The 24,902-nt window shown below is 52.0% G+C and carries 14 protein-coding genes; 5 read left to right on the forward strand and 9 right to left on the reverse strand.

Going from position 1 to position 24,902, the window contains the following annotated elements; genetic code table 11:
• Nucleotides 1-138: 138 nt before the first annotated feature.
• The 3 genes from HB393_RS05605 to HB393_RS05615 form a co-directional block, all read right to left on the reverse strand.
• On the reverse strand, nt 139-1,143 hold the full coding sequence (locus HB393_RS05605) for an alpha/beta hydrolase (protein WP_213804184.1): 1,005 nt from the start codon (nt 1,141-1,143) through the stop codon (nt 139-141).
• Complete coding sequence (locus HB393_RS05610) at nt 1,140-2,564, reverse strand: APC family permease (RefSeq protein ID WP_255550839.1); 1,425 nt, start codon at nt 2,562-2,564, stop codon at nt 1,140-1,142. The genes HB393_RS05605 and HB393_RS05610 overlap by 4 nt, the downstream gene beginning before the upstream one ends.
• Nucleotides 2,565-2,721: 157 nt before the next feature.
• Nucleotides 2,722-4,926 (reverse strand): MMPL family transporter, encoded by a 2,205-nt coding sequence (locus tag HB393_RS05615; protein ID WP_213804185.1) that lies wholly within the window; start codon nt 4,924-4,926, stop codon nt 2,722-2,724.
• 290 nt (nt 4,927-5,216) lie between these two features.
• Here HB393_RS05615 and HB393_RS05620 point away from each other — a divergent pair, with 290 nt between their 5' ends.
• Complete coding sequence (locus tag HB393_RS05620) at nt 5,217-5,897, forward strand: hypothetical protein (RefSeq protein ID WP_213804186.1); 681 nt, start codon at nt 5,217-5,219, stop codon at nt 5,895-5,897.
• Here the strand turns inward: HB393_RS05620 and HB393_RS05625 are convergent.
• Nucleotides 5,884-9,201, reverse strand: coding sequence for a thioester reductase domain-containing protein (locus tag HB393_RS05625; protein WP_213804187.1), 3,318 nt, complete (start codon nt 9,199-9,201; stop codon nt 5,884-5,886). The two genes, HB393_RS05620 and HB393_RS05625, sit on opposite strands and share 14 nt — an antisense overlap.
• Before the next feature lie 443 nt (nt 9,202-9,644).
• Between HB393_RS05625 and HB393_RS05630 the strand changes: the two genes are divergently transcribed.
• Together HB393_RS05630 and HB393_RS05635 are read left to right on the forward strand one after the other, a co-directional pair.
• The gene (locus HB393_RS05630) at nt 9,645-10,727 is read left to right on the forward strand and encodes an acyl-CoA desaturase (protein WP_213804188.1); all 1,083 of its coding nucleotides are present in this window, start codon (nt 9,645-9,647) and stop codon (nt 10,725-10,727) included.
• Nucleotides 10,728-10,824: 97 nt separating this feature from the next.
• Nucleotides 10,825-12,186, forward strand: a complete 1,362-nt coding sequence (locus HB393_RS05635; protein ID WP_213804189.1) for a cytochrome P450 — start codon at nt 10,825-10,827, stop codon at nt 12,184-12,186.
• Nucleotides 12,187-12,483: 297 nt separating this feature from the next.
• Here HB393_RS05635 and HB393_RS05640 read toward each other — a convergent pair whose 3' ends face one another.
• The 4 genes from HB393_RS05640 to HB393_RS05655 all read right to left on the reverse strand — a co-directional run bounded on the left by HB393_RS05640 (nt 12,484) and on the right by HB393_RS05655 (nt 19,654).
• Nucleotides 12,484-13,722 carry an amidohydrolase family protein gene (locus HB393_RS05640; RefSeq protein WP_213804190.1) on the reverse strand — a complete coding sequence of 413 codons (1,239 nt, stop codon included), beginning with the start codon at nt 13,720-13,722 and terminating at the stop codon, nt 12,484-12,486.
• A gap of 67 nt (nt 13,723-13,789) precedes the next feature.
• A complete protein-coding gene (locus HB393_RS05645) occupies nt 13,790-15,472 on the reverse strand; it encodes a M20/M25/M40 family metallo-hydrolase (protein WP_213804191.1) in 1,683 nt (560 codons plus the stop codon).
• A gap of 37 nt (nt 15,473-15,509) precedes the next feature.
• Entirely contained in the window at nt 15,510-16,748 is a 1,239-nt protein-coding gene (locus HB393_RS05650) for an amidohydrolase family protein (protein WP_213804192.1), read from the reverse strand.
• A gap of 44 nt (nt 16,749-16,792) precedes the next feature.
• Complete coding sequence (locus HB393_RS05655; protein ID WP_213804193.1) at nt 16,793-19,654, reverse strand: TonB-dependent receptor; 2,862 nt, start codon at nt 19,652-19,654, stop codon at nt 16,793-16,795.
• Between the two features lie 1,123 nt (nt 19,655-20,777).
• Here HB393_RS05655 and HB393_RS05660 point away from each other — a divergent pair.
• Entirely contained in the window at nt 20,778-22,709 is a 1,932-nt protein-coding gene (locus tag HB393_RS05660; RefSeq protein WP_255550884.1) for a pyrroloquinoline quinone-dependent dehydrogenase, read from the forward strand.
• Between the two features lie 45 nt (nt 22,710-22,754).
• Here the strand turns inward: HB393_RS05660 and HB393_RS05665 are convergent, their stop codons facing one another.
• Nucleotides 22,755-23,471 carry a GAF and ANTAR domain-containing protein gene (locus HB393_RS05665; RefSeq protein WP_213804195.1) on the reverse strand — a complete coding sequence of 239 codons (717 nt, stop codon included), beginning with the start codon at nt 23,469-23,471 and terminating at the stop codon, nt 22,755-22,757.
• A 376-nt stretch (nt 23,472-23,847) separates the two neighbouring features.
• On the opposite strand from HB393_RS05665, the gene HB393_RS05670 reads away from it, so the two are divergent.
• Nucleotides 23,848-24,831 carry a GntR family transcriptional regulator gene (locus HB393_RS05670; RefSeq protein WP_213804196.1) on the forward strand — a complete coding sequence of 328 codons (984 nt, stop codon included), beginning with the start codon at nt 23,848-23,850 and terminating at the stop codon, nt 24,829-24,831.
• Nucleotides 24,832-24,902 lie beyond the last annotated feature (71 nt).

The raw sequence follows: 24,902 nt of genomic DNA on the forward strand, positions 1-24,902 counted from the left end.
TGTGCGCGCGTTCGTCTGGCGCATTAATGCTGGACTGCCTATCAATACCTGATTTTTACTCATCCTGCCGCCTTGAATAATCTATAAAAATGCTAAACTTCCGCTCTATCCGGTGAAAATAGGTTGATGAGAGTCGACTCACAAACTACTCCATTTTGAGCGAAATGCACCACGCAATACTTCAACCTGCTCGTTCAATAAACGCATTGAGGTCTCAGCAGATGGAACGCTAGCGAAGCCATGAGGGATGGACGGCACTAAGTGGAGTTCGACGGCCACCCCGGCTTCTGTGAGACGATGCGCATAGTTGAGACCTTCATCTCGAAACGGATCAAGCCCAGCACAGAGAACGTACGATGGCGGCAGGTTCGAGAGATTTTCAGCTCGTCCAGGCGCCGCATAGGGTGAGACGTCATCAGCGTCTTCTCCCAGGTACCAATGCCACATCACTTCTGCCTCAGGTCTCGCAAAGTCCGGCACGTCTGTAAATTGAAGTGCAGACTGTGTCTCCAAACGATCATCCAGGGCAGGAACCAGCAGCATTTGAAAGCAAATCTTTGGTCCCATCCGATCACGCGCAAGAAGAGCGACTGCGGCTGCTAGATTAGCGCCCGCACTGGAGCCTCCCAACGCGATAAAGTCTCGGTCGAGGTTGAGATCCAGGCTCTCGTTCCAAAGAAACTCCAGTACCCGGTAACAGTCTGTAAGAGCGGCCGGAAATGGCTCCTCGGGTGCGAGCCTGTATGCTACGCAGACGACAGCGCACTGCGCTCCGAGAGCGTAACGGACGCATTGCAGCTCTTCAGAGAAAAGGTCTCCGCAGAAAAAGGCACCCCCGTGAAGGTAAAGCAGCACAGGCAATGTGCCCACCGCATTTCTTCCTCGATAGATACGCACAGGTATTCGCGGCCCTTCCTCATCGACGGAAGGGACATAGCGGTCTTCAATCTCGATGTTTACATCTGACGACCACGGGCTAGTTCCCTGCCGTGCCGCGGAGACTGCTTCACGTACAACCTTTGCATCCCGAAGAACCTCTCTTGGCTGCTTGGCGAGTATGGCGAACGCAGGATCCATCGGCAAGTTCGACATTCGCTCTCCATGGACTCCACCGGCAACGGCGATATTCTGGCGCTTAGTCATAAGGCTTCGAAAGGCCAACTTCGTTCCTGACGTGATTTATAAAGAAAAGCGGCGATTCCTGCGAGAGTGATTGAAAGAGCTAAAACTATATTTCTTATCCCACTGGAGATAAGAATCAGGAGCCATCCAACAAAAGCGATCACAGCCGGCAAGGGATAGAACGGCATACGAAATGTAAGATTGTTTTCTCCTGCATGATGCCTGCGCAATAGAACAACGGCGACGCACTGGGCAAGAAACTGGACCATCGCCTGGATGACAATTACCAGACTGATGAGTGTACTAAGGCTGAGCATGCAGGCGGCGGCGGAGAGAAGGCCAAGGATAATCAGTGAGACATGTGGAAAGTCTTTCGTAGGATGCACCTTCGCAAAGATACTGAAAAACTCTCCTTGCCTTGCGGCAGCAAATGGAATGCGGGAGTAGCCGAGCAGGATCGCAAATACGGAGGCGAAGGATGCAACCAGAATTAGGACATCCACCACTTTTGCATACTTGACGCTGTAGACCACCTGCATGTAGTCCGCTACGATGGCGCTTGAATGCATGCTTTGTTGAAGTGGCAGTACACCTAAAATGGCAAAGTTCATGGCGATGTAGAGAATAGCTACGAGCAAGATGGAGATGATTATCGAGTATGGGATGGTTCGTTCCGGGCGTTTCAGTTCGCCGCCAATCAGGCAGACGTTGTAATACCCGGCATAGTCATAGACGGCTATCAGAGTCGCGGCCCCTACGCCCTTCCAAAAAGCGCCGTTCAAGGCCGGATATCCACCGCTGAACTGCTCTCGGAGAGCAGACGGAATGTGTTCCGCTCCGCCTACGATGATCCAGAGGATCGTTCCAATGACCAAGATCCAAAGGCCAATTGATATAGCGCTGATCGTAGTGATCCTGCGATAGAGCAGTACGACGTTGATCAAACAGACGGCCATCGCCAGCGCGCAAAGACCTGCATTTTGAAGGCTTGGCCAGAGGTAATGAAAATACTGCGAAAAGCCTACTGCGCCCGAGGCGATGAGAAGAGGCGCTGTGAGCACAGAGGACCAAAGGACAAGAAAACTTGCTACCCTGCCATAGGACTGCGCTCCAAATGCATGCCGTAAGTAAAAGTAGGGTCCGCCAGAGCGAGGCATGGCAGACCCTAACTCCGCCCATACGAGGCCGTCGCACAAGGAGATCGCAGCGCCTAGAATCCAGGGGAGCAAGACCTTTGAACCATGTACCGCGACCAGAACAAGGGGAATGCTCAGAAAAGGCCCAACACCTATCATGTTAAGCATGTTCGAGGTGCAAGCTCCGAAGATGCCCATCAGGCGACTCGAATCGACCTCTGTATCTGTTAGCTCAGCTTGCATCAGAGGCTCCGGATTGCCATGGATCATAGAAAAAAGTATCGGGTGGTAGGGATTCTTTGTCAATTATCGTTAATAAGCCTCCGAAGCATTTCGTTTGTTTGTTCCGGGATTACGACAAAGGAGATTCTGAAGGAAGCTTTGAAGGCAGTTCGGTTCAGGACGAGTCCTTCAAGTTGGCGAGCTTTGTTCAAGAGAACGTGCAGTTGCGAGGCGGCACGACTCACATCTTTGATTTATCGAGACCGCCGGGCCACCAATTCCAGTCGCCCGCAAGACGAAGCAATGCCGGTCCGATGATAATGCGAACAACGGTAGCGTCGATCAAAACGGCGACGGCCAAGGTGAACCCGATCATCTTGACGACCAGGAAACCTCCAAAGGTAAATGCCGCGAAGACGACGATCATGATCGCGGCGGCACTTGTAATCAGGCCTGCGGTTCGCGCCATTCCTTCCGGAATCGCCTCCACTTCACTCAAGCCGTTTCGCCTGGCTTCGAGCACACGCGCGACCAGAAACACCTCATAGTCCATGCTCAAGCCAAAGACGATGGCAAAGGTGACGATCGGCACAAGCGGGAAGATGCTGCCCGTTCCTTCGGGCACACCGAGAAATCTGCTGCCATAGCCGTCTTGAAAGACGAGAACCAGTGCTCCGAAAGAGGCAGCAACGGAGAAGAGATTGAGCACGATTGCCTTTACCGCGACAAAGATCGATCGGAATCCGCAAAGAAGCGCAAGGAACGTACCGCCAACGACCAGACCCATGACAAACGGGAAGTGATCCCGGATGATTGTTTCGTAATCTGCATTAAGAGCCGGGATGCCCCCTACAAGCAGCGTTGCTCCAGGCACACCTGTCAGAGCAGGAGCGCCGGTCTTTCGAAGCTCTCGCACCCACTCAACCTGATCACGTAACGTCACGGAGCCTTTTGGCAAGATTTCAACCAGTGCGGCACGTCCGTCGCTGCTCAGAAGCGTTCGGCGCGTCTCCCGCGAGAGCTCGGGCAGAGATGCCCGGTTCCCTTCCGCGATGGTTGTAATCGAAATCGCGCGGTCGCTGCGGGGATCGCTCGCAAGACGCCTGGTGAGAGTATCCAATGCATTCCAGCCCGTGTCGGTCTGCGCGATGGAATCCTTCGGAAGCTCGACGATGAGGCGCAACGACTCGACAATGCCCCCCTTGTTCATATGTTCCAACGTGTGGAGGGCATGCACTGATTCTGCGGACTGCGGAAGCCAGTCTCCCTGGGGAACGCTGGTATCCAGATGCCGGACCTGCAACGCAAGCAGCAACAAGGGAGTGCCTGCCAGCACGAGCGCGATCCAGGGATGTGCAACGATGACGTTTCCCCATTTCCGCCAGCGAACGCCCGTATGTTCGGCGCGATGCGCATCGAGCTTTGGCGCGAAGGGTAATCGCCCCATATCGATGCGCCGGCCGAGGAGCGACAGCACTGCTGGAACGAGCGTATTGGTCAGCAGCACGCTCAGCCCTGCGACTAGAAACCCAGCGATTCCGATCGAGCGGATTTCGCTGATAGGCACCGTCAGGAGCGCGAGAAATCCGATGCAGACGGTGGACGCTGAGATGAGCAGCGTACGTCCTGCCTGGCGTGCCGCGATAAGCGATGCCTCCGATCCGCTGAGGCCGGTGGAGATGGCCTCTCGAAACCGGCTGACCATAAGCAGACCGTAGTCGATGCCGAGGCCCAGGCCCAGCATGGTCGCAAGGTTCTGGACCAGGATCGACAGGTGCCATCGATGGGCGAGAAATCCCGTGATCGCGAGGGTGGTTGCGATGGCGAGTTCCCCAACCGCCAAAGGAATCAGAGCCGCGATGAAGCTCCCGAATGCAAACAGCAGCAGTGCCAGTGTTGCCGGGATGACCAGGCTCTCGCCGCGACGTACATCGTCGGCGCTCGCCTTCCGAATATCAAAATTCAGCTGGATTTCGCCAGTAAGTTCGAGCTTTACCCCCGGGTAACGAGGCTTGAGCCGACCTTCAAGCGACTTTGCCAGCGTGTGGAGTCCTGGAACGAGAGACTCTACCGGAACGTCGGTTGAAGACAGGCCGACGAGAATGTATGTTCCGCCGCCGCGGCCTAGAAAGATAGAATCACGCAGATCGAGATAGGAGACGACGCCGGAGACACCGGACTGAGCCTTTAGTGCGGTGACGATCGCTCCTAACGCCTGCGCGCCTTCATCGGAATCCGTAGCAGGTAACCCTTGGACGACCAGCACAACGCGGTCCACGAAGGGCGACCGGAAGCGATCCGCCAGCTCGTTCCGCACAGTTTCGGCCTGGCTGCCTTCTACGCGGGTCGCGGTTTCTAGCGAGCGTTCTGCGTGGAAGGAAAAGGGCAGCAGTATAAGAGCTGCTGCGAGGACGATCCCAGCCACCAGAAACCGGAGACGATGCATAACCTTCATCATGTCATAGACGCTGATTGCCTCTGACCAGCCGTATGTGCTCCCGCGGGAAGCGGTTTTCTCTGTTGGAAGTGCGTCGGGACACCCGTACTTCGGCATCCTATGGCGGGTATACACTCGTGGAGGCCGTCAGGCATGATGTCATGGATGCCCCATGCGCTCCGTCGATGTAGGAGGATTTTATTCGTACCTTTTTACTTATCGCGCTCTTTGCCGCCTTTCAATCGCCGGGTGTGGACCCCCGCATCGGGTCGTGGGCACTTGTCTCCGCGCAGTCCAGCATGGACCCAGCCAACCAGCTCTCGATTACGCCTGCTCAGAACGGGACGCACGTCGTCATGTCTGGCGAAACCCATCTCGATTTCACGGCGAACCCAAACGGACATCAGGCGCCGGCGCCGGACAATCTGGGGTTCAATCAGATTGAGCTGCACCGGATTGACAAGCACCAGGCGGAGGTCAGGGAGATGAAGGATGGAGTTCTAGTGGCTACCGTTCGCGAGAAGCTCTCGAAGGATGGGACTGAGTTGACGAGCACTACGTCCGCCGTTGGCCATACTCCGAAGCTCACTGTGTGGACGCGGACCGGGGGAACGAAAGATCCAAAGGATCCGTTTGCGGGCAATTGGACGCAGGATCTGAGCAAGACACGGATGCGACAAGGCTTGCCGTTGAAGATCGAAGCGGATGGCAGCGGCGGCGTGCGTTTTCTAGGCGCCTACAGCTACACTGCCCGCTTTGATGGCAAGCCGTATGACCTGAAGAATTCGCGGAACGATACGGTCTCGCTTCAGCTCGTCGATCCGCACACGGTGGATACGATCTCCAAGCGCGACAACCAGGTCACGCAGAAGGATCGCTGGCAGGTCTCCATGGATGGGCAGCAGATGACGCTAGTCAGCACATCGACGTTGGAGACCGGCCAGCATATTACCGAGAAGCTCGTATTCAAGAAGCAGTGACGGAGAGTGCATTGGAGTCAACGAGCACATCGCTCGTCGACTCCTCACGGTCTTCCCGAACTACAACGGAGATGATGCCTTTGCGGTTCATGAATTTCAGAATGCCATCGACCGTATCTTCGAGCGACGGGTCCGGTCTGCCCCATGCGGAGGCGTCCCGCGCCGCCTGGTACGTTGAACTGTCGTAGCGCTTGAACTCCATCGACGAGATGTTGTCGACTGAACCCACCAGGAAGTCCAGCAGCGGGAAGAGAAGATCTTCTTTGCGGCAACGGCGGATAAGCTCCGGCACGAACTCCGGCAGGGTGAAGGCGTCGAACTGACGCCCCGTCGATTCCGTGATCAGACGCGTGATGTCTGTCATGTTCGAGTAGTCGTCTCGCACCACATGGAACGTCTGATTTGCCGTGCCGGGGCTGGTGGAGATCGCAACGATGTTGTTCGCAACGATGTCCGCCGGGACGAAGCTGACCTGGTTGAGCGTGTCGACGCCGATACCGTGATTTACCATGAAAGCAACCAGGCGAACGGCGATATCGAAGTTGTTGCCGCCGCCATCGACGGATGGGCTCACCAGAGCCGGCCGGAAGAGGCGCACAGACAGTCCGCGGCGTTGCGCCTCGAATACGACGCGCTCCGCGACCCACTTGGTCTGGCTGTAACCAAAGTCGAGCAGCTCCATGTTTGCGTTCGAGTCGGTCTCGTACAGGACGGCTTTAACCGCCCAGCCAAAGATGAACGTCGTCGAAACGTAGTTGAACTCCTTCGAACGGCCTTCAAAGGCCAACCGTAGGATCTCATTCGTTCCGAGCACATTCGCGTCGCGCATCATGTCGTAGTTGAACAGGTAGTTTACGGTGGCGCCGTTATGGAAGATCGTGTCGATTTCGGTGGTGAGGAGGTCCCAGGTCTCCTGCATGAGTCCCAGACTTGGCTGTCCCAGATCGCCGCAGACAGGAACGACGCGAGCCTCGAACATCTCCATCAGATCCTCAGATACTGCTCCCATCGAATGCATCGCAGCTCTCAGGCGTTGTTTGCCCTGTACTTCGTCGGAGGAGCGCACGAGCACATGGATCGTCGCCTTCGTCTGCTCCAGCAGGCTCTTCATCAGGAATGGCCCGATAAAGCCAGTGCCGCCGGTAAGCAGGATTTGGCGCGGACAGGGTATCTTTGGCAAGGGCACAGGCGGTGGCGGCTCGAAGAGCAGCTTCGTATCCTCCCGCATCATCTGCATCTCCAGTGCGTTCTGCTCCTCGCGGAAGGCAGCAAGGAACGTACGCAGATGAAGCAGCGCTTCTTCAGGAGCGTTCTCCAGTTGCTCTGCAAGACCGAATAATTCGGCTACACTGACCCTCTGAACCAGCCCGATGTCGACCTGACGTGCGAGCAGCCCCGCGCCCTTATCTTTGAGTAGCTCCTTCAATTCGTGCATGAACCCGACCAGATCCAGCGAATCCAGTCCGGCCTCCACGAGGTTGTAGGATTCCTGGCCCGTCAGGTTATACCTTGCCTTCAGCTCGGCAAAGGGAGAGTTCATGTCAGCAGGAGGGCTCGATGGATCCATGTCACTCTCGCGCGAAAAGTCGGAGAGAACGGTGAACTCACCTGCCATCCACATCTGCTTTGTCTTATGGCGCATGATCTTGCCCGAACTGGTTCTAGGTACCGCGCGCGGTGCGATAAGGGCGATCATCGCGACTTCCACGTTCAGATAGTTCCGAACGGCCGCAGCAATCTTGCGCGGGTCGGGGAGTACCTTGGGGCTCTTCACTTCTACAACGATCGCTAATGCCGGTTCATTGTCTTCATGGATCTGAAACGCAGCAACGCAGTTATGGCGAACGAGGCTGGACGATTTCTCCACAACACTTTCGATGTCGTGCGGGTAATAGTTCTGCCCGCGCAGAATGATCATGTCCTTGATGCGGCCGCAGACGTAGAGTTCTCCTTCATGCATGAATCCGAGGTCGCCGGTCCGCAGGTAGCCGTCGTCATACGGACTATCATCCACAAGCCGTGCCCGGAACTGCTTCAACGTCAGTTCGGGATTATTCCAATATCCCTGGCACTTACCGTTGCCGGCAACCCATATCTCGCCGATGCGCCCGGGTTCGAGAGCAAAATGCCCTTCTGGGTCGACAATTTTGAGATCGAGGCCTTCGAGCGGTACGCCACAACTGACAATCTGCTGGGCCCCATCGATCTCGGATACCTCGGTGGTCATTCGCGCCTTGCCAAGCGTGAGCGCACGCTTGTTGACGGAGACAATGTTTCGGCCGTGGAGTGTGACGGCGAGCGTGTTCTCCGCCAGGCCATAGGCGACGTAGAAACTCTCCGACTTAAGTCCGTAGGCCTGAAAGGTTTCCAGGAATCGCCTGTAGGTATCCGGCTTCACGGGTTCCGCTGCGCACATGAGTACGAGCAGCGAACTCAGATCACAGGCCTCCAGCGTCTCCTTGGGGAGCCTGCCGTTGCGCAGACAGTAATCGTAGGCAAAGTTGGGTGCAGCGGTTGAGGTCGCGCGGTACTTGGAGATCGTCTCGAACCACAGCACCGGCCGCTGGATAAAGTCCATGGGGGCAAAGCCATAGGTTGTACCGCCCCGCAGTGCTGGATACAGATAGCACCCGATCAACCCCATATCGTGATACTGCGGCAGCCACGAAACTACAATTGGGGCGACGTTCTCGACCACCAGGGCAGCGGTATCCAGAATGTTTTCGTGCGACACGATGACGCCCTTCGGCTCCATCGTCGAACCCGAAGTGTACTGCAGGAAGAGGATCTTCGAAGGAGCGGCCGGCGGGACGCAGCCTCTTGTCTCCACGAACTCTTCGGTCGCGATCCACGGCAGACCGGAGATGTAATCGACGTCAACCCCGGAGGTAGAGACGCCGCTTCTTGCGAGGTTCGTCTTTAGCGAGGCGTGATAGTCCCGACTGGTCAGGACACCGGTAGCCTGGCAATCCCTTGCAATGTGGACCATCTTGTACAGCGCACTTTGGAAGCCCCGCGAACTGGGCGGGTACACCGGTACGGGGATCAATCCGGCGCGTACGCAGCCAAAAAATGCGCAGATCATCTCCAGGCCCGGAGGGTAGGCAAGCAGCAGCCTATCCCCAGCCGCGAAGCCGTCGCCACTCAATAAATGTCCGGCAATCGCCTCTGTGCGGAGGAGAAATGAAGCGTAAGTGTAACTTTCGATAGGATCGCCGTCCACGTCGAGGTACGAATAAAGAAGCTTGTCCGGATGCTCATCTGCAAGTATCTGCAATTGCCCCAAAATCGACGTCCTGATCAATCAGCGATCCTCCAAGAAGGTACGAACACATCCACCGGCGAAACGTCTCGCGCTGAGAGCGAGTTGGAGCAGAATTGAATCGCTAAGCAGTACAGAGGAGTGCTATTCCGACTATACGCGTTCCACCTTCCTCAGCAACTGCGCCTTTTCCGCCGCTAGGTCGGGAAACTTTCATCTTATGGAGGGAAGGGATCAGACCTGCGGAAAAGCCAGTCCCATTCTGGGTCGATGCAGTTGTCCAGGATTCCTAAAGTGTCATGAGTCATCATCGTAGCAAACCATTTGACAACGCCATGGTCTGATCTTCATAGATTGTGTGGCGGTTTCGCTCTAGAATCACTATACGAGGCGATGGCCAGGCCTAATTCACCAGAATCGCGGGGGCAAGACTAATGGCTGCAGCGCACGGAACGATTGCTGACGATCCGGAGACGGCAGATCTTATGCAGATGGAAACCTCAGTTTCGTCGAGAATCGAACCGGCAAGCGCGTCTTCCTTTCCGAAGGTTCTACGGCGGCGTCTGGACAGGTTCTTCGCGGACGCGGCTCTGTCTCCCAAAGCAGACCCGATGATGTGGGGGAAGATCGCCATCGGAATGGCCGTGCTGGCCGGCAGTTGGGTAGCCCTGTATACGTTCGATCCAACTTCGTGGAAGTTCATTGGTTTGTATGTTTTAGGTGGCCTTGCGCAGACATTTCTTCTGCTAAATATTGCCCATGATAGCAATCACAATGCCATTTCGTCCCGTCCAGTCGTCAACAAAACACTGAATTACGTCTTCGATCTGTGCGGTATTAGTTCGTACATGTGGCGTATTCTCCACCACAGAGGACACCACTCCTGCATCAATCTGCACGGCGAAGACGATGCGATTGAGGGACGCGGTCTGTTCCGCTTTACACCGCACGACGCTCGTACCCCTTTGCATCGTTTCCAACACATCTACGCGCTGTTTCTTTATGCGCTATTCTCGCTTGAGTACGTGTTTGTGCGGGACTTCCAAAGCTTCTTCTCCCCGGGTCACGACTATCTGACGCGAACGAAACATCCCTTGCGAGAATATGTGATCCTGTTTGCAGGTAAAGCCTTCTACCTCATGTACATGCTGGTGTTGCCGATCATGGTGATGAAAGAGTCGCTCCTGCTGGTTCTGGCAGCCTTCTTCGTTGTTCATCTCATCGTAGGTCTCAGCGTTGTGCTTGTTTTTCAGACGACGCACGTCATAGAGGATACGTATTTTCCTCTGCATCGCAGTGAGTTTGAAAACGGCGTATATCACGTCTTCGCTACCACCGCCGACTATGCAACAGAGAACCCGCTTGTCGGTTGGCTTGTGGGTGGACTCAATCATCACGTCGTGCACCACCTTTGCCCATACGTGTGCCATACCCACTACGCTCCTCTGACACGCATCGTGAAGGAGACCGCCGAAGAGTTTGGCGTACCGTATCGGCAGCATAGCACCATGACGAAGGCGATCTGGCATCATCTACTGCTGCTGAAACAGCTAGGGAACGAAAACTGATGCAACATATCGTATCGATCACAGCGGATACGCGGTTAAGCGCAGCAAGCGTCACGAAACTCCCTGCGGTTCGAGGGGACAATCAGAAAGGCTGGGCATGACCTCGTCCACGCTCATCCCTGCCGTTTCACGTTGGCGATCCCTCGCGGATTCGCGCGCCATGGCAAGCAACCCTGTGCAGATTTTATCGAAATATAGCGAAGTCTTCGGCGATACCTTCCGGTTCTATCTGGGAGGCATCAAGGAAGCGATCGTAACCATCGACCCTGCGGTGATCCAGCATGTGTTGAAGACCAACGCGGAGAACTATCGGAAATCTGAGATTCAGGTCAAGCGGATGGGCCACTTCCTCGGCAAGGGCCTTCTCACAACCCATGGTGAAGCCTGGAAGACGCAACGCCGCCTCATCCAAAAGGGCTTTGATCGCAAGCAGCTCGACGCGCTGTCTGTCATCATGCAGGACTCTCTCTCGGAGTCGCTGGCAGACTTCGATCAGCAGATCCGCAGCGGACCTGTCGATATCTACCCACACTTGATGAAGATGACGTTTGCAATGGTTGCCCGCTCGCTATTCGGAGCACGACTGAAGGACGAGGATATCGAACTCGTCAGCCACACCATTTGTACCGTCCAGGAATTCATCGTGCGGCAGACGCTTCAGCCTTATCTGAACCCCTGGTTCTCTGTCTCGGGCGAGCTCCGCAAGCATGAAGAGATGCGCACCAACGCCGATGCTGTTCTATTGGAATACATCAAGAAACGCCGTAACGAAGCGCCTGGTCACGATCTTCTACAGACGTTGATGGACGCGCGTTACACGGATGGCGAGGGTATGAGTGACGAACTCATCCTCAGCGAGAGCATGCAATTGCTGGTAGCAGGCCATGAGACATCGTCCAATGCGCTGTCATGGCTGCTTTACCTTCTGAGCTCACGGCCTGGTTGCCTCGAACGGGTACGTCAGGAATTCGATGACGTGCTGGGCGACGCACCCCTCGGTCACGCCGACGTTCCTAAATTCGTATTTTCAACGCAGGTCATCCAGGAGGCGCTCCGACTGTATCCTCCGTTCTGGATGGTCGATCGCGAGGCAATCGCAGACGACCGTGTAGGCGACGTCATCATCCCTGCCGATTCCATGGTCATTGTGCATGTGTATGGTGCGCACCATGCGCCAAAGCATTGGCCGGACCCCGAGACATTCGATACGGATCGCTTCATCAAGGGAAACGAGAAGCTGCGTGCGCCGTTCACATACCTGCCGTTCGGAGGCGGACCGCGAGGCTGCATCGGTAATAACTATGCGATGCTGCAGATACTGATGATCTTGAGCGACCTGCTTAGAAGATATGACTTCCAGATCGTGCCCGGCCAAACGATCGAAGCCCGGCCAATGGTGATCCTGCGGCCGGAGCACGGTATTCGCATGACCTTTACTAATATCCTTGTAAACGCCTAGGCACTTTATTGCGAACCCGGATCTGCTAGCGCTTCTCAAGCAGACTTCCCCTTGCGGAAGGCGATCGCGAGATAAAATCCGGCAGATCACCGCACTGGTTTCAGACGGGGCGAAAAGCCGATTACGAGATGCAGCTTAAAGCTCATCTCCCGACGGGTAGTCACTCTGTATCGCACTACGCTTTGAGATCACCCGGGGACTTATCGAGCGCCGCTCTTCGATATTTTGCCGGCGTTGTTCCCGTGTTCAAGTGGAAAGTTCGTATGAACGCGCTTATAATTTTCCCCTTAGCCCATATCAGAGACCATTCGGTCCCAGAACAATAGAACTTTCGCCAGGAGCCAAATGAATATTTTTATAAACCCGGCCGCCCTTCATTACAAAAACTACGCGGCGAACGTTTAATATATCTGCAATAGGATCGCCGTCTGTGGCAATGATATCTGCCTGCATTCCGGGTGCAATCGAGCCGATCTGATCTTGTAATCCGAGTGATTCCGCAGCAAACGAAGTAGCTCCATTGATTGCGTCCATGGCAGGCTGTCCCCCGTCACGAACCCGATAAACCATTTCTTCCGCGTTGCGCCCATGTGCGCCCGCTCCTCCATCTGTTCCAAAGACCATCTTGACGTGTTTTGCCATCGCTCGGTGAAATGTATCAATTCCAACAGGAATACCTTTCTGCATGAAGTCAAAGCCAGCGGCATCGAAATTACCTACATTAAGATATCTGTCCTTATTCTCAATATAGTTATGCAGCAGCAGCCCCCAGTTTGGATCGAAGTAAGTTCCATGCTGCACCATCAGATCTAAAACTTCGTCGGTCAAATAGTTGCCATGCTCTATCGCCGTGCAACCTGCCAATACAGCCATCTTCGCCCCTTCGGGCCCTTGTGCGTGGACGATAACCCGCTTCCCAAGTTTTTTAGCCACTCCGCACGCTGCGTCGATCTGTTCTTGATTGAGAGTGGGAGCCCCTCCTTCACGAATACTCTTCGTTGCAAAAAGCTTTATAAAGTCAGCGCCATCCGCAACTTGCTTTCTAACCTGATCACGTATCTCATCCGGTGTTCCTTTCATGATTGGATTTAGTGAGGTCAGAATACGAGGTAACGGAATTGGATCCATATCGAACTCGCGCAGATATTTATCCTGGAATGAACCCGGACTTTGGACGGTGGTAAACCCGCCCATCATAGTCAAATAGGCATTCTCAGCTTCAGAGAGTATGGCTGTTTCGACAGGAGTGTCTTTGAGGTGCGAAGCCCGATGGGTTTGGCGATCGAAGTACGCTGCAATGTGGGTATGGGTATCGATCCACCCTGGCATCACGGTCAGCGTAGATAGATCGTATGTGGCTTTCTTGATTGACGGGTCTATTCTTACAATTTTTCCTCCTTCAATCACGAGGGTCGTATTGTGCAACACCGCACCTTTGCCATCAATTAACGTTCCAGCACGAACAGTTATCTGCTGGGCAGCAGCCATCCCACAGAGAAGCATCAATGCGGCGCTTCCCACCTTTGTCAGCTTCATTCCTATTCTCCTGAGTTTGAATCTATTCAAAGACGAATTAAAAGTACTTATGCGTTATAGGACTACTCTATTTAGAGCCAGATCCGTGAGCAAAGTTATAGACCAAAGCGGCGAAGGCCTGCTCCGCACCAGCCATTCCATAACGTTTCCCCGCCCCTTCAATAACCCAATATTCGTTCGCAGCATGAGCTCTTCCACCCGTGCCAACGCTTCCTCCATCAATGGGCATTGAGACGTTGTTTAGCTTTTGGCCAGTCGGCCCATTTGTAAAGAGGTATGCGGGCCAGTATCCACCATTCAGGATGGACTCGCCCTCAATTCTTCCTTCCCGGCCGACTGCGAACTGGTCATACATAGTGTCTACCGCATGCGAAATTTCATTGTTACCATCCATCTTTGCCCATGGCACATCGCCAATGAGTTTCATGTCCACATCGGAATAGCCATTGACATCAAGTTGAGTGCGGAGTTTCCTAACGATATCCAGACCATGCATGTTCGGTACATACCTGAAGTTGTGCTTCGATGTGATTTTGTTGGGAAGAATTGCGCCGGCGCCACCGGCATACATATTACCTCCCCATATCCCATCCATATTCATAGAGGTACCCATGCGGGCCATCTTTAGCATAGTGAAGGGATCATCCGAGATATAGCGTGCAACACCTAACCCATCTGCGGCCTTTTTTAGATCGAGGTGTGAAGCCTGTGCCTTTAATGCAGCTATCTCGGAAACATTAGGTTGCTCGATACCGTCAAAGAATCCTTTAATAAGAGGGGTGTTGCCATCTTTTGAGACTAGTGAAGCCAACATTTGAATGTGTCGCCAGGCTGGACTATCAACAGCACGTTTATTAGACCCATGGATGTCGGAGTCCGTCGGCCCTCTTCCCCACTTTTTCCCGCTGGTCGTCAACTCCACATACACGCACCCCTCAGAGCCGCCTCGACCAAGCCCAACCATAGCGTCGGCCCCCTTAAGCAATTCTGGATGGTCAATAACGAACTTACGAAGACCGATATCCATCCGCTCTTCATCACCTTCCGCGATGAAGATCAAATTAACAGGCAACTTTCCTAAAACTGCCTTCATCGACATCAAAGCATTCAACTGTGACATCTCAGGGCCTTTGGAGTTGACCGCACCTCTACCAACAAGTACCTTTCGGAAAGCGGGCAAACCAACCAGTTTCCCATCTACAATTTTCGCTTCAAACGGCGGTGAGGCCCATGCATCCGGCTGTGTCACCGGCATCGTGTCGTACATCCAATACACAGCGAGCGTACGAGGTGCTCCTTCGTCACAGCGTGCATATACTACCGGATTACCGGGTGATCCATACTCTGTGATACCCACGTCGTAGACACGAGTCTGTTGGCAACCAAGTTTATCGAAGAATGCTTTCGTCATCTCCGCACTCTCGGGTATGCCTTCTCCACTATTCGAGATGCCAGGCTGGCGAATCCAATTTTGAAGATTCTCAACATGCTCATCGATATGTGAATCAATATAAGTAAAGACCTTCTGAAGGTCTGCAGGAATCTTGCTCATGTCTGGATGAATCGTTTCATCCCCGTGAGGGCGAATTCCCAGCTTGGCAACCATGGGCATCGTTTTGCCGGTTGAAGAATTCTTCTCGCAACCAACCACGGCGATGAATCCGAGAAATAGGGTCGCGACCTTGCCGGCGCGGATAGACCAACGAACTTGATTCACGATGAATATTCCCTTCTTCAAAAAATTAAGCAAGCCCTCACCGATCTAACATGATGACTTGCTTTATGAGTTATCGTGCGTTAGGCCCTAGGACGATAGATGTCTCTCCAGGAGCTAAATGGATATTCTTGTAGACTCGGCCTGCCTTCATAACGAAGACAACGCGCCGAACATTGGTGATATCGGTGGCCGGATTTCCATCGGTCGCGATAATGTCTGCTTCCATGCCAGGAGCGATCGACCCAATCTGGTTTTGCAGATTAATCGACTCGGCTGCCAAGGAGGTTGCACCGACAATTGCATCCATCGCCGGTTGGCCACCGTCACGGACCCGGAAGATCATCTCTTCAGCATTACGGCCATGTGTCCCAGGCATCGCATCTGTTCCGAAGATAATCTTTACATGCTTGGCCATAGCGCGATGAAAGGTATCAATACCAACAGGAATACCCTTTTGGAGATACATAAAACCTTCCTCGTTGTAGTTCCCTACTCCGAGATAATGTTCTTTATTTTCGATATAGTTATGCAACAAGATGCCCCAGTTTGGGTCGTAGTACGTCCCATGCTGAACCATCAGATCGAGAACTTCATCGGTAAGACGATTTCCATGTTCGATGGAGGTACATCCCGCCAATACTGCCATCTTTGCACCCTCTGGCCCCTGCGCGTGAACGATTACTCGCTTACCAAGCTTCTTGGCCTCACCGCAAGCTGCGTCTACCTGATCTTGATTCATCGTAGGCGCACCACCTTCACGAATGCTCTTTGTGTCGAATAACTTAATGAAATCCGCGCCATCAGCAACAAATTGACGGACCTTTGCTCGAATCTCTTCTGGAGTTCCATCGTGTATAGCCCCCATAGACGTGAGGATTCTAGGAACGGGGATTGGATCACCCTCGAAGTCACGGATATATTTATCCAGTGGACTGCCAGGACTTTGAACGGTGGTAAAACCTCCCATCATTGTGAGATAAGCGTTCTCTTCTTCGGCTAGAATCGCCTCTTGGGGTGTCTCGTCAGGCGCTACAGAAATACGATGAGTCTTTCGGTCAAAATGATTAGCAATATGTGCGTGCGTGTCTATCCATCCAGGCATCACCGTCAACGAAGAAAAATCATATGTTGTCTTTCTTATCGAGGGATCAATCTTAATTATCTTCGATCCTTCAATGACTAGAGTCGTGTTGTGGAGGGTTGCACCCTTACCATCCAACAGAGTTCCGACTCGGATCGTGATCTGTTGTGCAGGAAGGCCTACGGATACGCAAAACACTAACGCAGTTATCCATTTGTACTGCTTCATAAGTTCGTTCCGCCTTTTCATTCTCATGTCCGGTTGGTTAGCTTTTAGAAATTGAACTTCAGCCCAATACGAATCAACCGAGGCTCAATATTGGAACTGACTCGGCCGAGGTTTGACCCAACTGAAGCATTTTGAGTCGTCGCCGTGCTCTTATTTAACATGTTGTAAAAATCAAAGAAAGGCTCGGCACTCATAGATTCCCGCAATTTGAATACCTTACCCATACGGACGTCTACAAGATCGACCGATGGGTATCTGTATGTACCTGGTTTTGCCAATGCAACGTTTTGAGATCCCTGATTAAGGGCCGCATAGCTATTAGTTACTGTAAACACCGGATTGAACGGAGACCCGGTGTTATGAAGATAATTTCCTGAGAATTTGACGTTCCAAGGTAGTACATATACGCCAGTCAAACGGAATTGGTGAGTGGCATCAAGTTCGATGGCGCCGGTAGAGTTATATAGAAGATTCGGATTGTTCAAGTCGTCGGTGGTGCCTCTAACGGAGCCGGTTTTCTTGCCCAACGTATAACCCCCACTCAGAAAGTTTTGCTTACCGAATGATTTTTGAGCTGTGATCTCGAATCCAACGTATTGAGAGTTGAGCTCTTTGTAGTTCGTAAAGACATTTCTCTGCGTGGCACTATATGCTGCCTTGTCGGCGTTGTAGACGGTAATTGTCTTACTGCTCAATTCTGGATAGCCGACAACTGCTGGAGTCGTTATGGTTACAGGGGTATAAAGACCGATGGGATTGGCGAGATTCTTGGTGCCAAGGTTATTACGGTTTGTCCGGTAAAAACCAGAAACTGTGGCGGTGAATCTAGGTGCAATCTCCCGCTGTGCACTCAGCACATACTCCCAGGAGTACGGCCGCTTGGTGTCCGCTCCTTGCGTAGTGTTATTAGCGGAGAATTGGCCACAATTGGTAAGTTGATCTGGGATTCCAGCCGCCGGCTTGAAGTGAGAGTTATAAGCTGTTTGTACGAGGCTAATACCGTTGGTATTGAGCGTCGCCGTATTAGTTCCGGATGGAGCTCCATTCCATGTGCAGCTCAGCGAACTAAGTGACATCTGAGTGAAATTCTGCGCATAGCCAGCCGCTTGCATCTGTCGATACATGCTGGCACTTGCCTTGATTACAGTTTTGCCGCGTCCGGTAGGATCATATGCTATTCCGATTCGTGGGACAATCGAATTCCAATTGGGGACATCGCTTTGTGGTGCAATGTCGCGAGCGCCAATATACCGTCCTGCTGGCGCCGTCTGATGAAGAAGCGATAGGTTGAGAAGCTCATAGCGAACTCCTGCATTGACTGTCAATCGATGTTTGATGGTCCAGGAGTCTTGAGCGTACAGACCAAAATCGGCATTTAGAGCTTCGCGAGTATCGACAGGAGTATTGAAAAATAGGATAGTCGGTGATCCCGTCGCTGGAATTTGAACTCGGGCATCACCTTGCATGGTGTAGGTCTCGCGATAGGGAGCTTCTCCAAGAATCGCTCCAAATTTGAAGCTATGTGAGCCTGTCACATACGAAGCGTTCGCAACATAGCTACGCCGATTTGCGAATGATCGATATAGGTATGCCGGGGCGTTGGAGAGTGTACTGGCCGCGATGTTTACCACAGCGACAGCATTCGGATTCACTTGGGGTTGTTGGCTATATGTGTAGTCAAGGAAGAAAAAGGACGCTCCTACTTCCAAGAGCATCTTGGGGGTAAGAGTCGACGTCCACTTCACCTGACCGGTATAACCAAGTGGCGTCGACTGAATGACCGAGGATTCCGAAGCGATACTGGTGTAGCCGCTCCCCGTATCGCGACGATGACCGCGATATTTCATATTTTTGTCGTAGTAGGCAGAGATCTTATTTTTTCCATTTACTTGCCAAGTGAGACGACCAACAACACTGGTAATTCTTTGGTCTTCTAACCCCTGTTGACCAGTAGGATCGAATACGTTGGCGACAAACTCGTTGACTGACCAGCGACGAACGGTCGTAAAAAACCATAACTTGTCCCGAAGAATTGGCCCTCCGACAGAGGGATTGACGTCATACATGCTTTGAAAATGATTTCCAGCCCTCAACCCTTGAGCTTGTTGTGCAGAATTGACGTTATTGAACTGTAGACCGGCAGTCATACCGGAACCATAGAAGGACCCGTGAAAATCATTGCCTCCTTCTTTCGGGACCATGTCGATGACGACACCGCCCTGAGAATATTGGGCAGGAATGGCGCTTGTCTTGTAGCTCGTCTCCTGAATCATGCCATCGTTGTAGTACACGCCGACAATACCGCCCCCTCCATAGTTGGAGTTTACTGGCATGCCGTCGATCATGAATGCAACGTCGTTGGTCTGCGATCCATGTACCTGAATCGTCGATTGCTGCATGCCTTGTGAACCGCCGACATCAGGCTTCGACAAAACGATTCCAGGCTGGGTCTGCCCGTCAGAAAATACACTGTGCCCTGTCGGAACGTTATCCATAACCTGCCGAGTTAGTACAGCCTGCTGGGTACTGCTTTGAATATCGAGACCAATAGACTCTGCGCTTACCTGTACAGTCTCACTCACACTACCTACTGTGAGGTCGGCGTTCACATTGGCAATGAAATCTGCAGTCAACGCAATATTGATACGTTCTGCTTTGGTAAAGCCTTGTAATTCAAACGTGACCGCGTATGTGCCTGGGCGAAGATCGATCAATTTGTATTCGCCGCTTCCGTTCGTCATAACTGCTCTGCTCTTCTCAATCAAGGCAGGACTCGAAGCAGTGACCGTAACTCCTGACAGGACAGAACCGGAGACGTCTTTTACAACTCCTGATATGCCGCTTTGGGCTAGAGCTATCCATGGGAAAAAGAAGATCATAAGGGCTATCTGTTTTAATGAGCGCATTGTTGCTCCTTTACCCTAAAAGTTCGTTGTAACTGCGATACGTGAAGGCAAACGGAGATTAGGCCGGCGCAACACGCAAAAGTACCAACTCCTCGTTTTTGAAGGACGGGCGACAAAAAACTAGGAGGTCGCAGCCTTGAGAGGCTGATGGACATAAATGGTATGTGCGATTACGACTTCAACTAGGAAGGTTGATAATGGAGCAAAATAAGCGATCTTCAAACAGGGAAGATTTTTGCTCGCATATTGAAGCCTATATGTGTGTCTTGTTTTTGAAGTATGGGATCAATCTGTGGGCATGTCAAGTTATTTGTAAATTTATCTTCATGCACCGATACTATTCGACCAAGCTTCCGGTAAGCGATCAGCATTAGCACGAAACGTAATACTGCCGGAACTTCGTTGCGAGACAGATTACTTCTTACGCAAGGTATGCTATCGGCCGATTTACTTCGGCCAACATCTTGGCTTCATTTACTTTCAACTATTATCGAGCTTCACTTCTTCATTTATTGATGAAAATTCTCGAACAAAGTCTACGACTCCTGAAAGATATACATTCCACTAAATTGGCCCAATTGCCAGGAGTTATGCCTCCGCAGCTATAGAGATTGCTCTCCAAATGATCGCAGTTCGCCGAACTGTTGCACGATTTCTCTCCGAAGGTGGAGCAGTGGCGAAGCGCAAGTGTCTCCAGACTCAATTGTGCAATCTCCCACTTCCATTAGGAAGGAGCCGTAGCATTTGCAGCATGGCAACGTAATCTATATACCTCTTAGATCCTAGATTGAGATCTTGACTTTAGGCAGACGCTAGTGCATTCTGCAGTTGCCTTAGGATAAAGATGAATGCAGAGATTTTGATACGTCACTGCATTATCGCCGGAAAGCGGCGACCAAGCGACATCGTTGAGTAGACGGTTTCTTACCAGAAACCGACACCAGCTCCCTGTTGAGCCTATGAAATCTATCGCACATTAGCGTCTCGACAATTCGCGTCACTGTCGGCAGATATTACATTCGCATCTGTTAGCGGTGCGTCTTCAGATAGAACTCCCAGCGGACCTTCTGAATCGAATACCTAAACATCCAGTCACTTTAACAATATTGTGAGGCGATTATTGATGAACTTCTTAGAAGTCACGAAGCATACAACTTATAAATCTGTATTGCTGTTCTGTGCCTGTCTCATACCTCAGAGTGGATCTGCGGCAGACAAACCCGCGGCAGGTGAATGGCCCTTCTATGGAGGCGATCAAGGCGGCTCCAAATATTCGGCACTCGCGGACATCAACTTAGAAAATGTCGGAAAGTTGAAACTGGCTTGGGAATGGCAGGCCGGGGAGAGACCTATATCACAATACAATGTCACCCCTGGAGTATTTGAGACCACTCCAGTAATGAGAGATGGCAAGTTATATCTTTCCACCTCCTACGGGCAGGTCGTGTCTCTAGACGCTGCCAGTGGAGAGGAGCTCTGGAAATACGATCCTCGATCCTATGAAGGTGGGCAACCGGCTCTGGGAGTTGGATTTGTTCATCGAGGAATTGCGTTATGGGAGGAGCCTGTCACCAAGGAGCTCCGCATCTTTATGAGCAGTCGTTCGCGTTTGATTCAGTTGGACGCCTTGACAGGCCAACCAATTAAAACCTTTGGGGAAAACGGCAGTATTAATTTGCTGGAAGGTCTTCGATGGTCAGTCAATCCGAACCACTTTGATAGTAGCTCTCCTCCTGTGGTCTACAAGAATATTGTCATCGTTGGAAACGCTGTCGGAGATCGACTTATGTTTAGGAGGGATCCGCCTGGTGACGTTCGTGCATACGACGCTACCACAGGTAAACAGATCTGGTGTTTCCACACGATCCCTTGGCATGGAGAATTTGGTAGCAAGACCTGGAAGGACGGAGCGAACGAATTTACGGGACACGCGAACGTCTGGGCCCCAATGACTCTGGATGTCGAGAGAGGCCTAATATATCTTCCCGTTAGTACACCCAGCAACGACTTTTTTGGTGGTCGGCGCCTCGGCTCTGGTCTCTTTGCCGACTCTCTTGTCTGCCTTGACGCTCGCACCGGCAAACGAAGATGGCACTTCCAGTTGGTGCATCATGGCCTTTGGGACTATGACGCTCCTTCGCCTCCAAATCTCGTTACCATCACTGTAAATGGCAGACGCATCGACGCCGTAGTCCAACTCACGAAACAGGGATTCGCTTTCGTCTTTGATCGAGTGACGGGTAGGCCAGTGTGGCCCATTCGGGAGCGACCTGTTCCCCCCAGTGATGTCCCTGGCGAGGAGGCGTGGCTCACGCAGCCCATGCCAACAAAGCCCCAAGCTTTCTCTGAACAGGGTGTCAACTTGAAAGACGCCTTCGATCTATCGCCATACCTTAAGGCCGAAGCAGTAGCACAGTTGGAAAAGTATCGCCTAGGAAACCTGTACACTCCGCCAAGTTTCCGCGGAACCATGATGCTTCCAGGCATCATCGGCGGAGCCAATTGGGGGGGAGGGGCATTTGATCCTGAAACGGGCAGACTTTATATAAAAACCACAAATATGGCGGCAGTCGCACTGCTCCACCCTCCGGATCGCTCTTCAACAAATCCACGCGCCGCCGAAACCGATGGAGATTATGTACGTGAGGGTAGAACAAACGCTACTTTTCACGATGGCATTCCATTGCTAAAACCTCCTTATGGATATCTCACAGCTCTCGACCTAAATAGGGGCGAGATAGTCTGGCATCTTCCCTTTGGTGATGATCTGACGCTCAGAAATCATCCTGCGTTGAAGGGCATTAATCTACCTTCAAAGCTGGGTGCATCAGGAACTGCTGGAGCTATCGTAACTAAGGGCGGTCTAATCTTCGTTGGAGGAGGAGATACGGTCTTTCATGCAATAAACAAGAGCACGGGCGAGGATATCTGGACCCACTCGGTGGGTCGAAGAATTGGAGGGACTCCAATGACTTATATTTCGCAGAAGCGGCAATATGTCGTAGTAGCCGTTGGAGCGGGGGAGCATGCCAGTCTTATGGCATTCTCCCGGTAGAAGCCGTCGCCGACAAGCTCTCCGGATAGCAGTAGAACGTTATTTCTACTTGTTGGCCATTCGCAACTCGTCACTGAGAATAATGGCTTCAGCAATCTCACGGACCGACCTACGCTTCTGGCGGCTCCCTTTTTGAAGTATGAAATATGCCTCTTGCTCGTTTATTTGGAGTTGGCGTTGCAATATTGCTTTCGCGCGCTCCATCAGTGCGCGCGTATCAAGTCGACGCTGCATCTCTGCATGTTCTGCCTCAAGCCTCGCCAATTCGAGTTCCGCTCCTACTAAGAATCCAATTGTGGAGATGAGCCCAATCTCGTGTTTCGTGTGATGGTGCGGCTGTCGATGTTGCAAGTTGATAATTCCTACAACTTGGCCTCGGCAACGGATCGGGACAGATAAAAAGGCCTCATATCGATCTTCAGGAAGTTGATTAAACATTTGGAAGCGCGGATCTTTGGAAGCGTGGCATGGAATAGACACTGTCTCATCATGTTCAGCCACCCAGCCGGTAATACCCTGCCCAACCTTGAGACTGATACGGTCCAACAAGTCCAGATGAGGATTTTTGGATGCCCGAAGCATGAGCCTATTCCCTTCCAGGGTGTAAATAAAACAAGAATTGCAATGGACTACATCCATGATGAAGTCAAGGATATGGCGAAGAATGGAATGGAATGGATCAGCAGCCGCTATACGCCGGCTAATATCGTGAAGGAATTCAAGATTTCTCGTCTCATCTGTGTTTTGGCCTACGAGTTCCATAGAGTCCCCTTTATGATCACTGACGTAAATGTTGCATTGCCTTTCAACTTCATCGTTGACAGTCCATGCGCCACAACGTTGTGGACATAAAGCGTGACCAAATACCAGAACCATAACCAAGAAAAATCTGAACCCGCAACTTGGCGGTCAGACTATTTTGAGATCGGGGGCAGCAGAGACGAATCTTAGGAGATGGTTGCCGCTACACCTCCTAAAAATGGCGGCATTTAAACGGCGTTGCGAATGAATCTCTGTGTATTGTTTGTGACAACTGTTATATTAGCGTAACAGTTGAAAGTCAATCCCCATTCAGAAATGCGCACGCGACCGCAAGAACACATCGTCACGTTGCTTCAACCGTGCTTTAATTCAATCGATGAGAATTCGGATTTCTAGAGATTCCCCCGTTCCTGTTTCGACGCAAATCAAGGAACGGATTTCAATCGCACTCTTTTTGGGCGAGTTGAGACCAGGGGACACTTTACCTTCGATTCGAGATCTGGAGGCATCTTCTGGTGTAGGGCGAGCCATCATTCGCCGAGCCTATATGGAGCTCAAAGATCAAGGCCTGCTCGAGATCAAGCAAGGCCGGCGCATTAGCGTCCGAGACGTTGTCGTTCCGATAACGGAAACGAAGCAACGCGTCAAAGAGCTAAATCTGCTGATCAAACAAACTCTAGGCAGAGTCCGCCAACTGAAAATAAATGAGATCGTTTTCGGCCGCTATCTCCTTTCTCAAGCGCTGGAAAGCAGTCGAGACAACAATCAGTTGGTCTTTATCGATGCAAATATGCATATTGCCAGCGAACGCGCCAAGGAAATCTCTCATTTTTGGGGAATTCCTGTCGTCCCGGCTGTTCTGCATAACCTTCGGGCGGTTTTAACGGAGGGTGATTTTATCCGCTACGCTATCACTCCGTATCATCGCCTTGAAAGAGCAGCCGAAGAAATAAAACAGGCGGGTTTTACCAAGCAGGTTGAAATCATCCCGATCCAGGTGACATTTCGCCCTGATTTCAGGCAGAAACTTCTTTCTCTAAAGCCAAACTCCCCAGTCTGGCTCTTCACCCATCCCGATGAATTCGATAAAAATGGTCAGTCGTTCGCCGACTCTTACGAGGAAGCATTCGCCGATATAGGTGTGCACTTCCTAGTGAAACAAGCTTCCACAGAAGCGGACATTCTGAAAGCTCTCAGATCTCCAGCCAAACCCTTAATAATCATCTATACAGAGTTATGGGACACATTGTCACAGAAGACGAAAAATCATTTAATGGTGATGCGCCCTCAATACGAAATTGATAAGTTTTCCCTCGAAATAGCTAAGGCGAGAGCTGGAATCGTCACACTGCCAGAATAAAGAAACTACGATTGATTAGATGACATTAGGTTATCTGACATTATCTATCCCTCTTGTTCGCAAACATAGCC

It is taken from the genome of Granulicella sp. dw_53 (genome assembly GCF_018449545.1).
Taxonomy (GTDB): Bacteria; Acidobacteriota; Terriglobia; order Terriglobales; family Acidobacteriaceae; genus Edaphobacter.